The following is a 12,148-nucleotide window of genomic DNA, read 5'->3' on the forward strand; positions in this document are numbered from 1 at the left end:
TCGCAACCCCCTGTGGTGGTGATGTTACTACCACGGGGTTATTTGATGGGAATAATTTTAGAAATACTCCAAAGCAAAAACCCGCCTTTTGGGCGGGTTCTTTGAATAGTGGTGCCGGACTCGGAATCGAAAATTTCTTTTATCATATTGATATTAATATAATTTATTTGGTTTGATTAAAAATGTACCCTCAATTATACCCGCAGTCCCTTTTGATATCGAAAGGGAATCACACTCGGGATCAGGCTGAGAGCACAGAAGGAAAGTACCTGGCTATTATATCGTTAATTCTGTCAATCAGTTCCAGCCTTTTGAAAGTGATGTGTGCAGATCCCTTCTTAAAGTATTTAATGATGAACATCTCGTCTTCATAGCGCTCTTTACCCTGAACGGACTGGATGTGACCATCCAGACGAATAGTGATGTTTTCCCGGTTGTCGGGGATCGGTTTGCCGCTGAACAGGTGTAGCATTCTTTCCAGATCGGCAAGTCGATCGGCCTGTTGCCCGCTGTTCAGATGAAGCCCCCACCGGTCCCACCTCACCAGATTGTTGACGATAATTTTACTGCCAAATTTACAGGGTGAGTTGGTTTTGTAATCCCAGCTCAGTCCCCTGAAGACGTTGATCACCCCTCGCTCAAACACCTCATCCTTATTCTGGTGCAGTTGTTCGAATGTACTCAGGATATTCGCTTCACTGATTTCCGGAAAATTATCATATTCCAGTGATCGGTACCATGTGTCCCGGGCCTGCGCATCCATCAGACTCAGCATCCCGGAACGTTGCATCAGGTCACGCCAGATTTCTCGATCGAGATTGCGGGTGATGGCTTTCATTGCTGCTTCCGGTTTTTCCATCAGCCAGCAGCCACAGCGAAAATTCTGTTTCATCGCCCAGTCCAGGGCGGTTTTGCCGCCAATGCCTGCTGTCAGCACTGAGATTTCTGCCAGTTGCCGGATAAGCGTTTCGGTTTGTTGCAGTGCTGCATTCCGTACCGTCACAACGTGTTGGATACTGGTGGAGCAGATAACGTCCGTATGCCCGGTGACCACTTCCGGACGGGAGATTGTGATGTCTGACATTATCGGTTTTCCTTTTGGTTTATAAACGAAAACGCCAGCTGTATTCAGGCTGGCGTCAGGGGAATGAAGTATGGTGAGTGATATTCACCGGTTCTGGTGCAGAAGCTGCAGATGACGAAGAGCACGGACATCCTTCCGGGCCTGTTCGATGCAGGGCAACAGTGCTGCTGAATCCGTTCTATCCTCATCGTTGTCAAAGATAATTCCCGATTCGCAGTCGATATTGTCCTGTAGCCACGCAATCAGAATATCCAGTGCGGTTTCCGTGGTTAATGATTTCATGTTGTTCCTGGTTACCAATCGAAAGTGGGCTGGTCCGGCAGACATTCAGCGCTGGCATCCAGATGAATGAGACTGACGCCATAACGTTGGATGAGTGTGACAACCAGACGACGGAACGTTTTTGACAACCCCAGGCGTTTAAGCCGCAGAACCGGATATGACCACGCATCGGTACGTAACAGATATCCGCTACCTGTGAAATGAATCCATTCTGATTCACCGAAGTCACTGGTCTGGTGTGACAGCGAGTACAGCCAGGCGTTATCCTTTTCCGTGATATGTGCGGTACTGCAGCGTATGCCGGCAAGGGTTGCAAACGGTGGTAGTGTGCAGGTTGACTGTTGGTCGGATTCCTCCACCACGCGGAGTGAATAACCGTTTTCAGCGACCTTGTTAATCAGTTCAGTGAGATTAACACCATCGACATCAACGACAATTCGCCCCATGTTCAGTGCCTGCACATTAATGCTGTCGGCTTCCAACGTCAGGGCCAGTTTCATTGTTTCGCCTCCGGATGCTTCCCCTGGGTAATGTTATTTACCGTTCTGTAGTTATCGCGGGTCATCAGGCCGGTTGCCCTGCGAGCCCGGAGAATATCAATACTGTTTATTAACTGAGAGCGGGTACAGGCGCTGAATCCCGGCTGGTCGGTACGTACCAGTGCGTATTTTTCAACGAGAAAGTTCACCGCATCACACAGTGAAATGCCAGCTTCAATATGCTGCTCAATCACACGTTCATCGGCGAACGGTGTGTCATTCAGCGTAAGGCCGTAATGCTGGTCCAGCAACCGGGACAGCAGTGTCTGCCAGATGGTGACGGGAGACGGGCAGCGCGATGCCTCCCGTACGTGTGTGTCGGGTAATGTTTTCATACTGAAGATTTTCCTGATATGCAGAGATGAAAAATGGAAAAGTGGCGTGGTGAAAACACCAGGCCGGAGCAGAAGATTATTCTGATGATTTACTTTTTCGTTTCGGGCGTCGGATAAACAGCCAGATAAACGTAACCACAGGAGCCGAAGGTGTCGGCTTCGCAGGTTAAATCGTTGTGGTACAGGGTAACGCAGTGGGCATGGTGGGGGCTGAGTTCACCGGTGGTCAGCATCGATTCCATCTGGCGGATAAAGTGCGGGAATGTTTCATCCAGCTTCCGGCATTCGATGTCACTGAACTTGCCGGTGATGCTGGCCCGGTCAGCCAGATAATGCAGTCGGTTGCCTTCCTGCACCAGACGGGCTCCCAGGCGCAGTGTAATCTCCCGCTGCAGGCCCCTGGTAGGGTTGCTCATTACAGTTCTCCACTATTGTCAGTTCAGGGTGATGCTCATCAGGCAGGTATAGGGCCCATTGCGGTCCTGGCGGCGTTCGGCGTATACCGCGAGGACTCCGGCGATATCCGGAACGTCCCTGCCGGTGTAATGACAGACGCTACCGTGCCACTGGTATTTGCCGGTGCAGTAGCGAAAGATTCGGGACTCAGGATGCTGGCGGTATATCGTCATTGCCCTGCGTTTACTGATAATTTTCATGTAATACCTCAAAGCAGACCGTGTTCTGCGAACGAATAGATTTGCCTGCCACCAACAATCAGATGGTCAGGGACACGGATATCCACCAGCTGAAGCACCTGAACCAGTCGCTGCGTGAGGGTTTTGTCGGCCTGGCTAGGTGTCGTCTCGCCGGAAGGATGGTTATGCGCGAGTATCACCGCCGCCGCGTTGAAGTGCAGAGCACGTTTGACCACCTCCCGGGGATGCACCTCGGTGCGGTTAATCGTGCCGGTGAAGAGCGTTTCATGGGCAATCAACTGATTCTGGTTGTCCAGATACAACACCCGGAACTCTTCCCGCTCAAGCGCGGCCATATGCAGTCGCAGCCATTCACGTACGGCGTGGGTAGAGGTGAAGGCTACGCCGGGCTCATGCAGGTGGCGGTCCAGAGCCCTGAGCGCCCGCTGAATGAGACGCCGGTCCTGTGGCGTCATCTCGCCGGGTAAAAAGGAAAGCTGTTTCATCTGTTGCTCCTTCGGTCAGTCGATAATACGCAGAATGGCGTGAGCCTCTGGATGTTGCATGGCATACTCCCGCAGGCGGTAATAGTGTGCGGTCATCGCGTCACATTCTGTACGGCAGGCATGGTGGCTATACGCAATCAGGCAGACAGCAATACCTGCTGCTTCTGCACTCATTTGGGCATCGTTACCGTTCAGGCAGTTAAACAGACGCCATGTCTCATCGTTGTCAGGCTCGGGGGACATAAATGCGCCGCCATTGCTGAGGGTGTAGAACGACCAGATACCACCGCTGTAGCCCTCACAGAAGCGGTCCATCCAGGCGAAGATATGCGGCTCCAGGAGTAGCCACTGCGGGATAGCGCCAAAGTACTGTGGCCAGAAATCGATACGCTGTTCATCGGGGACCGGCGTGACGGTCAGTTCAAATTCGGGTTGGTTAGCGGGTGCGAGGTCGTGCTGCGTCTGTGTTGTCATGGGTATGTCTCCGTCAATAAAAACGCCAGCGGCGATGGCTGGCGTATGGGGATATAAAGTGTGTTCGGGGAGGTGAATGCGGGTAAATGCTTCGCGATCAGCGGGTGGCCGTGTCTGTACGGATGCCTGAGGTGCGGATATAGCGGTTAAGACCTTCACCGGCATCCGGCTCAAAGTTCCATGCCCGCCAGACCATCCGGCCTTCAGTATCACGAACCACCAGACGGAAGTGACTGCCCTGGTCGTCTTCGAGTGTGATATTGCTGTACGTGGTAGTGACCGCTTGCGCTTGTCTCCGGGTGAAAGGCCCCGGTGGCAGCAACACGGATTGGGTCATTTTCGGGCTCCTGATAAAAGAAAACCCCGGCAGCCTGCTAGCTGTCGGGGTGGATTTGCTGGGGAAGATACTACTATCAGTCGTTGCTGCAGTCTCCGAGAGTGGACAGAACTTTCTCAGCGTTCTTCCGGTCCGCAGTGAAGGTCCCTGCTTTGTGGTCATTGACGTAGACGTCGAACTGCCCGGCCTCAGAGATATTGCTGATGAAGTCAAACCAGGCGTTATCGCCGTTACGCCAGCCCAGGCTGGACGGAATAATGTACTGCTGGTGATCCATCACTACGGTGATAGTAGTGTCGTCATCGTGCGAACTGACCATCTTGTCATCGGCAAGGGTAAGAAAGACTGAATGCTGATAGAAACCATTCTGGTCCGGGTTCCCTGTGCAGTTGATGGTAAACGTCTTTCCGCTGGCTTCGGTCACGCTGTATTCCGTATTGCCCTGACCGTAACCCTGCTGCCAGAACCCCGGGATAGCAGAGGCATTAAAGCTCGCGAGCAGTACACCCGCCAGCATAAACCGACTTAGTGAAAGTATTGTCATTCTTGTCTCCTTTGTCGTTGTTTTATTCCTGGTTCTCAGGGTTTGAGGGTATCAGCAGTCGCCCCATCAGTTTGCCGTCATGGGCGTACTCAAAGTATTTTTCTTTGGTATACGGGTCCGTCACCTCCTGGTATTCCAGTTTGATGTTATCGGCAATACACAGCGCATTCATCAGTGGCTGGACGGTTTTTTCCTGCATATCCACGAGGTAGTAGTAACTGCCATCCTCGCAGCCATCGGGCGACTGGCGGGTACGTAAAACCTGCAAGGTGGGACCGGATAAGTAGTCAACCTGTGACCATTCTTCGCTGACATCATCCTGGTGGCTGACCACATCACTGAAACGCGGTGGGGTGAGGTCCTTAAATTTACTGATGGCCTTCAGGTCATCACTTCTGTCATCGCATGCGATGAGAAACAGAGTGGTGGCAACCAGCGCCAGCAGAGGCAGTGTTTTACGTTTCATTATTTTTTTCCTGAAATCAGACGAACCACTTTGGCAAAGACATAAATGCCCACGAAAATACCCACCGGCACGCCGACGAACGGTGTCAGCGCGACACTGGCAGCACCGGCTGCGCCACCTCCCGTCAGCAGTGCGGCAACAGTGGCAAGGGTCAGGGCCGCGAGACTGTCGGACACCCCGGTTTTGTTCAGAATGATGACGATGACAACAATGGCGATAATGGCAATAACGGGCATAGGGCTCCTCCCTGTTGCCGGGTTGATAACAACGCTTACGCTATTCTGGTGGGCTGTCGGCCGGAACAAACGTAAGCAGTGACTGCTGGATAAAGCGAAAATGGGGTAAGGACTGAATAAAGCCCGGGTCTTCAACAAGACGACACAGACTGTCGTTACGCCGGAAAGTCTCCTGCAGGGGCTGAACCAGATGGATTTCATCCAGGGAGAATACGGCGATATGTCCGTCGTGCTCTGCCACCAGATACCAGGCCTGCTGGTGGATAAGTAACCGGCAGGGAGCCAGCCGCTCACAGCGCTGCCCCTCGGCAATCAGCGTCACCCGCCTGCGCCCGGTAATGGCCTGAATCAGTCGCCAGAAAGACAATGCGCCTGATGGCGAAGGAGCCGGACTGGCGGGTGCGATTACGCAGGGAGACTCATCGCACATCAGCAGTGCGTTTACCAGACGACGGTCAAAGCCAGGGAAAAGACCGGCCATCCCGCTGCGGTGGGCAAAGATAAGCACGTCGGGCACCATCTGCGTCTCACTGCCCGCAGTACGTAAGCGGCAATATCCGGACTGATACTCCAGGTCCAGATACATCAGCCGCTCACGAAAATCACGCCGCAGCGTGCGCACCGACACACCAAACTCAGCGGCCAGCTTACGCACACTCAGTGTTTCCCCTGCCACCAGACGGCTGATTATCAGTGACAGCCTGACAGCCAGCCGGTCATGGCGGCGTTCTGCCTGTGTCATGAGACGTTCTCCGTGAAAGTTAACTGACTGAAAATGATGTGATTACTTTAAAGAGGGTGTCGGACAGGGTATGGACATCACAGAAACTATTTTTCATTTCTGCAAAAGCCAGAGGCAGCGGGGGTTACAGGCCATTCACTCAGTGAGTGAGGACCGCCAGCACGGTGCGATGCGGACAGGTGGTGTCCGATATTAACAAAGCGGCAACATTAAACGGTCACTGCAGTTGCGTGAGCATCGCTTCCGCCATCACCCACAGTGCCCGGTTAAGTTTCACGTCCCCGTCGATACCGCGAACGGCACGGGTATGTGACCGTCCTCCTTTGGCATTACGGCCACTGAGCCCACCCTTAATCAGGTTCTCCTGAATACGCTGGTACGTGGTCCACAGGTCGCTACTCTCATCTTGCCAGCGGCGCGGGGAGAGGATCTGCGACTCAGTCACCGGCTGGTGGTCCTCACCAAAGCGGTACGTCAGCGCGGCTTTTGCCAGTGCCTGCTGCGCAGGTGGTGGCAACAGCAACGACTGCATCGCATCCCGCTTCTCCTCCACACGGTCAAAAATGCCCAGCACTTCATAGGCCCCCTCAATCACCTGACGCACTACATCGCCTTTGTGCGGCACACGCACCTCGCCAAATGACTCACCGCAGACGAGCCCGTTCTGACAAACCGCACGAAATAAACCCGGCAACATCTGGTACGAACTGGTGCCATCATGGGAGTTGAGCAGGATAATTTCTGGTACCTGTTTACCGGTAATCTGCCCCTCCCGACGAAGGCGTAGCATGTGTTTTGTGTGCTCGCGTCGACCCGGGTCGCGTACCCGGGTCTGACAGGCAAAGAACGGCTGGAAGCCTTCGCGCTGCAGGCTGTCCAGCAGGGATATGGTGGGTATATAGGTATAACGCTCACTACGGGATGCGTGTTTGTCCTCACTGAATACACTGGGCACCACGCGAAACAGCTCTTCGCGGGTTAACGGGCGGTCGCGACGGATAAGATTTGCTACGCCAAAGCGCGAAGCCAGACGGGTCATAAGCAGACTCCTCATAACGGGAAAACAAATAAAAGGGATCCCCGTCGCATCTGCGACAGGGGCAGGGAAGTAACAGGGATGGGTTAAATACTCAGAAGAAGAAATCCCAGACGGCGCGGGCCACTGACACCACCGTGGTGCGCACGGCCTGAATGACAGCCCGTACCGGGGCGGGTATCAGGGGAAAGGCACTGATGCTATCGAGTACGGCCCCGACGGTTTCACCAAAATCGCTACGAGCCTGTTCCCGGACTACCGTCGTGCGAAAGGAAGACTGGAGTTGCGACACCACCGGGCTGGTGGCCTCATGTGGCAGGCACTTAATCATTCGCTCGGCCATCACCCGCAGTCCCCACTGAAGACGGACCGACACGGCACACACCGGATGTACGGGCTGGAACAGCTCATGCAGCAGACAGATTTTACGGCTGATATTCTGCTTCTGCGCCGTGGACAACGGTCCCCCACCGCTGGTGGGTTCGGCCTTATCCGACTGGCTGATAACAAACAGCACCTTATGCCGGTATACCTCTCCAATCACCTGATGATAAAAATGTTCATCCACCGCCAGCGCCCGGTCATCGGCCTTAATCAGCCACAGAACCAGGTCGAGCCGGGGGAGTTGTTCGCGGTACATCGCAGCATACTCGGTATCGCGAGCACCACTTTCGCCCACGCCGGGCAGGTCCACCAGCGTCATATAGCGGTCGCCGACTTGCAGGCGAAAGCGCAGTGGCTCACGGGTACATGCAGCCACATCGCTGACCGGTGATATATCTCCGGCAAACAGGGCATTGCACAGACTGCTCTTCCCAACACCGGTTTTACCCATAATGCCGATCACTGGCTCGTAGCGGGTTAACTGATTTATCTGCTGCAATATACGTTCAGACACCCACTGTGGCAGACCAGCGAGCGATTGCTGAAACGGCTTCAATCCTTCAGAATTGTTCATCACTACTCCTCTGAAAAATAATAAAAAACGGCAGAATCGTGAGATTCCACCGTTAATCTGGTATGTTCAAAGGGATGATATATATCTGAAAATTATTAAGGAAGGTGCGAACAAGTTCCTGATATGAGATCATCATATTCATCCGGAGCGCATCCCAGAGGGACATCATGAGCCATCAACTCACCTTCGCCGATAGTGAATTCAGCACTAAGCGCCGTCAGACCCGAAAAGAGATTTTCCTCTCCCGCATGGAGCAGATTCTGCCATGGCAGAATATGACCGCTGTCATCGAGCCGTTTTATCCCAAGGCGGGCAATGGCCGACGGCCCTATCCGCTGGAGACCATGCTGCGTATTTACTGCATGCAGCATTGGTACAACCTGAGCGACGGTGCCATGGAAGATGCCCTGTACGAAATCGCCTCCATGCGCCTGTTTGCCCGATTATCCCTGGATAGCGCCCTGCCGGATCGCACCACCATCATGAATTTCCGCCACCTGCTCGAGCAGCATCAACTGGCCCGTCAATTGTTCAAGACCATCAATCGCTGGCTGGCCGAAGCAGGCGTCATGATGACCCAAGGCACTTTGGTGGATGCCACCATCATTGAGGCACCCAGCTCTACCAAGAACAAAGAGCAGCAACGCGATCCGGAGATGCATCAGACCAAGAAAGGCAATCAGTGGCACTTTGGCATGAAGGCCCACATTGGTGTCGATGCCAAGAGTGGCCTGACCCACAGCCTAGTTACCACCGCGGCCAACGAGCATGACCTCAATCAGCTGTGTAATCTGCTTCATGGAGAGGAGCAATTTGTCTCAGCCGATGCCGGCTACCAAGGAGCGCCACAGCGCGAGGAGCTGGCCGAGGTGGATGTTGACTGGCTGATCGCCGAGCGTCCCGGCAAGGTAAAAACCTTGAAGCAGCATCCGCGCAAGAACAAAACGGCCATCAACATCGAATACATGAAAGCCAGCATCCGTGCCAAGGTGGAGCACCCGTTTCGCATCATCAAGCGGCAGTTCGGCTTCGTGAAAGCCAGATACAAGGGGCTGCTGAAAAACGATAACCAACTGGCGATGTTATTCACCCTGGCCAACCTGTTTCGGGTGGACCAAATGATACGTCAGTGGGAGAGATCTCAGTAAAAACCGGAAATAACGCCAGAAATGGTGGAAAAAATAGCCTAAATAGGCTGATTCGATGTGTTTGCGGGAAAAAAATCGGCCCAGATCCGCGAAATTTTAATCAGCGAGTCAGCTTGGGAAGAAATGACCTGCTTATTCGCACCTTCCCTAATTGAACAAGAAGTGACCGCCTAATAAACTCCCTCACGCCAGTCGCACCCGCAGCTGGCGTTTTTTTATTCGATTTAATTTCACTTAGAAATAATCACCAGCAGGAATACTGTTTTAGCTAACCGTGCTTTTCTTACCCCCACCAGAGTTAATAGTTGTGCGCTTTCGGATGATGCTTAATGACAAATTTGAATAAAATTCAGATGACAGATACCACGTAATTATGTAATCTTCGGCACACAAACATTTTAGTGAATAATAAAAACCACATTAGTTGTTTACTGAATAGTCCCCCTGCGACATTACAGTAAATTCTGCGCATCTTTTAACCGGAATCGTTCATTTCCGTGCGGTAGCCTACCCTTTTTTTTGACTTTCCTTGCTTCACTTCTGCGTTTTTTTGCTTTTCCTGCGCCTGCACGACATCTCAGTGGCTTATCTATTAAAGACCGCTGACTACCATCGACATTTTATTTCGCATTCCAGTTACTGATTGTTGGAAAATATTGAGCTATGAAGAACGCAACTCGCCTTCTGGTGATTTCGCTCGCCCTCATCCTGAGTGGCTGTGCATATTCCCCGAAGCAGGTTGAAGCCTCCCGACCGCTTGTTAATCCGGCCGCTTCAACCGACCTCCACGCTATGGCTGCAAACCTGCAACAACCTCTGAACACCCTGCCTCAGGGCGCTGCGCTTAGCGCCAACGGCAATACCTATATTTTGGGCCAGCGTTATGTTTCCGCCCTGGGTCTGGAATGCATTGAACTGCTGCGAAACAGGAACTACAACCAGTCGCAGCATGGCGTGACCTGCAAGAACGGTGATACCTGGTATCTGGTACCGCAACTGGAACAGGCATCCGCCAGCAATCTGCTTGCCGTGCAATAATTTTGAAGAGAAATGTTGTGAAGATAACGAAATTTCGGCAATTGAGTGCCATTCTGTTGCTGGCCTGCGCCTCTTGCGCGGCCTTTGCTGCCCCGACTAAAGAAGAAGCCCAGGCCTTTGGCATGAACACCCCGGCAGATACCGGCGATGGCCGACTGCAGCTCGGCGGTGAACAGGCGATGAGCGGCCAGGCGAACACCTCCTCTACCACCGGTACCTTTGCCCAGCAAAACCGCCAGGGCATGTTACTGCCGGGCGAGTCCGATGTGCGTAAACTCCTCCCGCAATCCGAGTCCGGCCTGCCCCCTCCTTACGGTGCTAACCTGTTTGCCGGCGGCTATGAAACCGAGCGCAGCGACGGGTTAAACGACAATTACCTGATCGCCCCCGGCGATAAGCTAAATATCTGGATCTGGGGCGCGGTCAATTTCTCCAACGTGGTCACCGTTGATAATCAGGGCAATATTTTCATTCCTGATGTCGGCCCAATAAATGTCAAAAACGTGGCGGCAAGTAAAGTCAATAACTTAGTCACCAGCCACATCAGTGAAGTATTCACCAATAACGTTAATGTTTACGTTAATTTACTTACCGCGACCCCGGTGAGCGTATTTGTCACCGGCCCGGTGATCCGTCCAGGACAATATGCCGGGCAGTCTTCCGATAGCGTTTTATATTTCCTGAAACGCGCAGGCGGCATCGACTCCGACCGCGGCAGCTACCGTCATATTAAGGTGTTACGCCAGAACCGTGTTATCCAACAGATCGACCTGTACGAGTTTATGCAGCAGGGCAAAATGCCGAAGCTGTCGCTGAAGGATCAGGACGTGATCCTGGTTGAACCGCAGGGCCCGATGATCAACGTGGCCGGTAAAGTGCGTAACCCGTTCCGCTTCGAGTTAAAAAACAGCACCGCGCTCGGCTCGGAGCTGATCGACTATGCCCTGCCGCTCGCCAAGGTGAGTCACGTAGGCGTGATTGGCGATCGCTCCAACGGCCCGTTCTCGGTCTACATGCCATATAAAGATTTTGACCGCATTCAGCTGAGCGACGGCGACAAAGTGCTGTTTAACGACGATATGCATGCGCAGGTTTACGACGTGCAGGTGATGGGCAGCTACCGTGGGCCATCTTACTTCACCGTGCGTAAAGAGACCCGTCTGCACGATCTGCTGAACCACATTCCGATTGACCCGAACATGGCGGATTACGGCTCGATCTACATCATGCGTAAGAGCGTGGCCGCGCGGCAGAAAGAGATGCTGGAAGATTCCCTCAACCGCCTGGAGCGCAGCGTGTTTACCGCGCCTGCCAGTTCCGACGGTGAGGCCTCCATTCGCACTAAAGAAGCCGAACTGGTGATGCGCTTCGTGGAAAAAGCCCGGAAGATCCAGCCGCTGGGCAAAGTGGTGGTGTCGGATAAAGGCGTGATTGCCAACATCCTGCTGGAACAGGGCGACCAGATTGTGATCCCTAACAAGACCGACCTGATTCAGGTGGGTGGCGAAGTGATGATGCCGCAGGCGGTGGTCTTCAACAAAAGCGCCAGCCTGGAGGATTATGTGGCCTGGGCAGGTGGTTATACAGATCGTGCGAACGACAAGCGTATTGCCGTGGTGCATGCCAACGGGCTGATGGAGTTTAAAGACGGCGGTGATGTGATGCCGGGCGACCAGATTCTGGTCATGCCGAAAGTGGACAGCAAAATGATGCAGTCCATCAAAGACATTACCCAGGTCATCTATCAGGTTGCCGTGGCGGCCAACGTGGTCCTGAACTAACCCTCAT

18 protein-coding genes are annotated in these 12,148 nt (G+C 53.3%); 3 read left to right on the plus strand and 15 right to left on the minus strand.

Annotated elements, in window-relative coordinates; translation table 11 throughout:
- Positions 1-241 precede the first annotated feature (241 nt).
- From C2U41_RS18370 to C2U41_RS18440, 15 genes are all read right to left on the minus strand, one after another.
- A complete protein-coding gene (locus C2U41_RS18370; RefSeq protein WP_001548928.1) occupies positions 242-1,084 on the minus strand; it encodes a DUF4942 domain-containing protein in 843 nt (280 codons plus the stop codon).
- Between the two features lie 84 nt (positions 1,085-1,168).
- Positions 1,169-1,366 carry a DUF957 domain-containing protein gene (locus tag C2U41_RS18375; protein ID WP_000839269.1) on the minus strand — a complete coding sequence of 66 codons (198 nt, stop codon included), beginning with the start codon at positions 1,364-1,366 and terminating at the stop codon, positions 1,169-1,171.
- 11 nt (positions 1,367-1,377) lie between these two features.
- Positions 1,378-1,866: a DUF5983 family protein gene (locus C2U41_RS18380; protein ID WP_001547769.1), complete on the minus strand. Its 489-nt coding sequence runs from the start codon at positions 1,864-1,866 to the stop codon at positions 1,378-1,380.
- Entirely contained in the window at positions 1,863-2,240 is a 378-nt protein-coding gene (locus tag C2U41_RS18385) for a TA system toxin CbtA family protein (RefSeq protein WP_000854726.1), read from the minus strand. Before C2U41_RS18385 ends, C2U41_RS18380 begins: the two co-directional genes overlap by 4 nt.
- Before the next feature lie 89 nt (positions 2,241-2,329).
- Positions 2,330-2,656, minus strand: coding sequence for a type IV toxin-antitoxin system antitoxin YafW (gene yafW / locus C2U41_RS18390; RefSeq protein ID WP_001548930.1), 327 nt, complete (start codon positions 2,654-2,656; stop codon positions 2,330-2,332).
- 18 nt (positions 2,657-2,674) lie between these two features.
- Entirely contained in the window at positions 2,675-2,896 is a 222-nt protein-coding gene (locus C2U41_RS18395; RefSeq protein WP_000691994.1) for a DUF987 domain-containing protein, read from the minus strand.
- A gap of 8 nt (positions 2,897-2,904) precedes the next feature.
- A complete protein-coding gene (locus C2U41_RS18400) occupies positions 2,905-3,381 on the minus strand; it encodes a JAB domain-containing protein (RefSeq protein ID WP_000811693.1) in 477 nt (158 codons plus the stop codon).
- A gap of 15 nt (positions 3,382-3,396) precedes the next feature.
- Positions 3,397-3,855, minus strand: coding sequence for an antirestriction protein (locus C2U41_RS18405; protein ID WP_000211838.1), 459 nt, complete (start codon positions 3,853-3,855; stop codon positions 3,397-3,399).
- 97 nt (positions 3,856-3,952) lie between these two features.
- Complete coding sequence (locus C2U41_RS18410; protein WP_000194654.1) at positions 3,953-4,192, minus strand: DUF905 domain-containing protein; 240 nt, start codon at positions 4,190-4,192, stop codon at positions 3,953-3,955.
- Between the two features lie 76 nt (positions 4,193-4,268).
- Positions 4,269-4,736 (minus strand): protein YkfB, encoded by a 468-nt coding sequence (ykfB, locus tag C2U41_RS18415; protein ID WP_001547765.1) that lies wholly within the window; start codon positions 4,734-4,736, stop codon positions 4,269-4,271.
- Between the two features lie 22 nt (positions 4,737-4,758).
- Entirely contained in the window at positions 4,759-5,202 is a 444-nt protein-coding gene (locus tag C2U41_RS18420; RefSeq protein ID WP_001547764.1) for a YfjS/YafY family lipoprotein, read from the minus strand.
- Positions 5,202-5,438: a protein YpjK gene (gene ypjK / locus C2U41_RS18425; RefSeq protein ID WP_001144031.1), complete on the minus strand. Its 237-nt coding sequence runs from the start codon at positions 5,436-5,438 to the stop codon at positions 5,202-5,204. Before ypjK ends, C2U41_RS18420 begins: the two co-directional genes overlap by 1 nt.
- Positions 5,439-5,478: 40 nt before the next feature.
- Complete coding sequence (locus tag C2U41_RS18430) at positions 5,479-6,180, minus strand: DeoR family transcriptional regulator (RefSeq protein ID WP_001581462.1); 702 nt, start codon at positions 6,178-6,180, stop codon at positions 5,479-5,481.
- A gap of 217 nt (positions 6,181-6,397) precedes the next feature.
- Complete coding sequence (locus C2U41_RS18435) at positions 6,398-7,219, minus strand: DUF932 domain-containing protein (protein ID WP_103849192.1); 822 nt, start codon at positions 7,217-7,219, stop codon at positions 6,398-6,400.
- A gap of 91 nt (positions 7,220-7,310) precedes the next feature.
- The gene (locus tag C2U41_RS18440) at positions 7,311-8,174 is read right to left on the minus strand and encodes a GTPase family protein (protein ID WP_103849193.1); all 864 of its coding nucleotides are present in this window, start codon (positions 8,172-8,174) and stop codon (positions 7,311-7,313) included.
- A 167-nt stretch (positions 8,175-8,341) separates the two neighbouring features.
- On the opposite strand from C2U41_RS18440, the gene C2U41_RS18445 reads away from it, so the two are divergent.
- From C2U41_RS18445 to C2U41_RS18460, 3 genes are all read left to right on the plus strand, one after another.
- Entirely contained in the window at positions 8,342-9,322 is a 981-nt protein-coding gene (locus C2U41_RS18445) for an IS5-like element ISKpn26 family transposase (protein WP_032170067.1), read from the plus strand.
- A 663-nt stretch (positions 9,323-9,985) separates the two neighbouring features.
- The gene (locus C2U41_RS18455) at positions 9,986-10,360 is read left to right on the plus strand and encodes a hypothetical protein (RefSeq protein ID WP_032170169.1); all 375 of its coding nucleotides are present in this window, start codon (positions 9,986-9,988) and stop codon (positions 10,358-10,360) included.
- Between the two features lie 17 nt (positions 10,361-10,377).
- Positions 10,378-12,141 carry a polysaccharide biosynthesis/export family protein gene (locus C2U41_RS18460; RefSeq protein ID WP_032170168.1) on the plus strand — a complete coding sequence of 588 codons (1,764 nt, stop codon included), beginning with the start codon at positions 10,378-10,380 and terminating at the stop codon, positions 12,139-12,141.
- The last annotated feature ends 7 nt before the right edge of the window (positions 12,142-12,148 follow it).

Source organism: Citrobacter freundii complex sp. CFNIH4, from assembly GCF_002934505.1.
GTDB lineage: Bacteria > Pseudomonadota > Gammaproteobacteria > Enterobacterales > Enterobacteriaceae > Citrobacter > Citrobacter freundii.

Coding starts and splice junctions, on each gene's coding strand:
- C2U41_RS18370 (WP_001548928.1), bottom strand. CDS start 1,084: ATGTCAGACATCACAATCTCCCGTCCGGAAGTGGTCACCGGGCATACG.
- C2U41_RS18375 (WP_000839269.1), bottom strand. CDS start 1,366: ATGAAATCATTAACCACGGAAACCGCACTGGATATTCTGATTGCGTGG.
- C2U41_RS18380 (WP_001547769.1), bottom strand. CDS start 1,866: ATGAAACTGGCCCTGACGTTGGAAGCCGACAGCATTAATGTGCAGGCA.
- C2U41_RS18385 (WP_000854726.1), bottom strand. CDS start 2,240: ATGAAAACATTACCCGACACACACGTACGGGAGGCATCGCGCTGCCCG.
- yafW (WP_001548930.1), bottom strand. CDS start 2,656: ATGAGCAACCCTACCAGGGGCCTGCAGCGGGAGATTACACTGCGCCTG.
- C2U41_RS18395 (WP_000691994.1), bottom strand. CDS start 2,896: ATGAAAATTATCAGTAAACGCAGGGCAATGACGATATACCGCCAGCAT.
- C2U41_RS18400 (WP_000811693.1), bottom strand. CDS start 3,381: ATGAAACAGCTTTCCTTTTTACCCGGCGAGATGACGCCACAGGACCGG.
- C2U41_RS18405 (WP_000211838.1), bottom strand. CDS start 3,855: ATGACAACACAGACGCAGCACGACCTCGCACCCGCTAACCAACCCGAA.
- C2U41_RS18410 (WP_000194654.1), bottom strand. CDS start 4,192: ATGACCCAATCCGTGTTGCTGCCACCGGGGCCTTTCACCCGGAGACAA.
- ykfB (WP_001547765.1), bottom strand. CDS start 4,736: ATGACAATACTTTCACTAAGTCGGTTTATGCTGGCGGGTGTACTGCTC.
- C2U41_RS18420 (WP_001547764.1), bottom strand. CDS start 5,202: ATGAAACGTAAAACACTGCCTCTGCTGGCGCTGGTTGCCACCACTCTG.
- ypjK (WP_001144031.1), bottom strand. CDS start 5,438: ATGCCCGTTATTGCCATTATCGCCATTGTTGTCATCGTCATCATTCTG.
- C2U41_RS18430 (WP_001581462.1), bottom strand. CDS start 6,180: ATGACACAGGCAGAACGCCGCCATGACCGGCTGGCTGTCAGGCTGTCA.
- C2U41_RS18435 (WP_103849192.1), bottom strand. CDS start 7,219: ATGACCCGTCTGGCTTCGCGCTTTGGCGTAGCAAATCTTATCCGTCGC.
- C2U41_RS18440 (WP_103849193.1), bottom strand. CDS start 8,174: ATGAACAATTCTGAAGGATTGAAGCCGTTTCAGCAATCGCTCGCTGGT.
- C2U41_RS18445 (WP_032170067.1), top strand. CDS start 8,342: ATGAGCCATCAACTCACCTTCGCCGATAGTGAATTCAGCACTAAGCGC.
- C2U41_RS18455 (WP_032170169.1), top strand. CDS start 9,986: ATGAAGAACGCAACTCGCCTTCTGGTGATTTCGCTCGCCCTCATCCTG.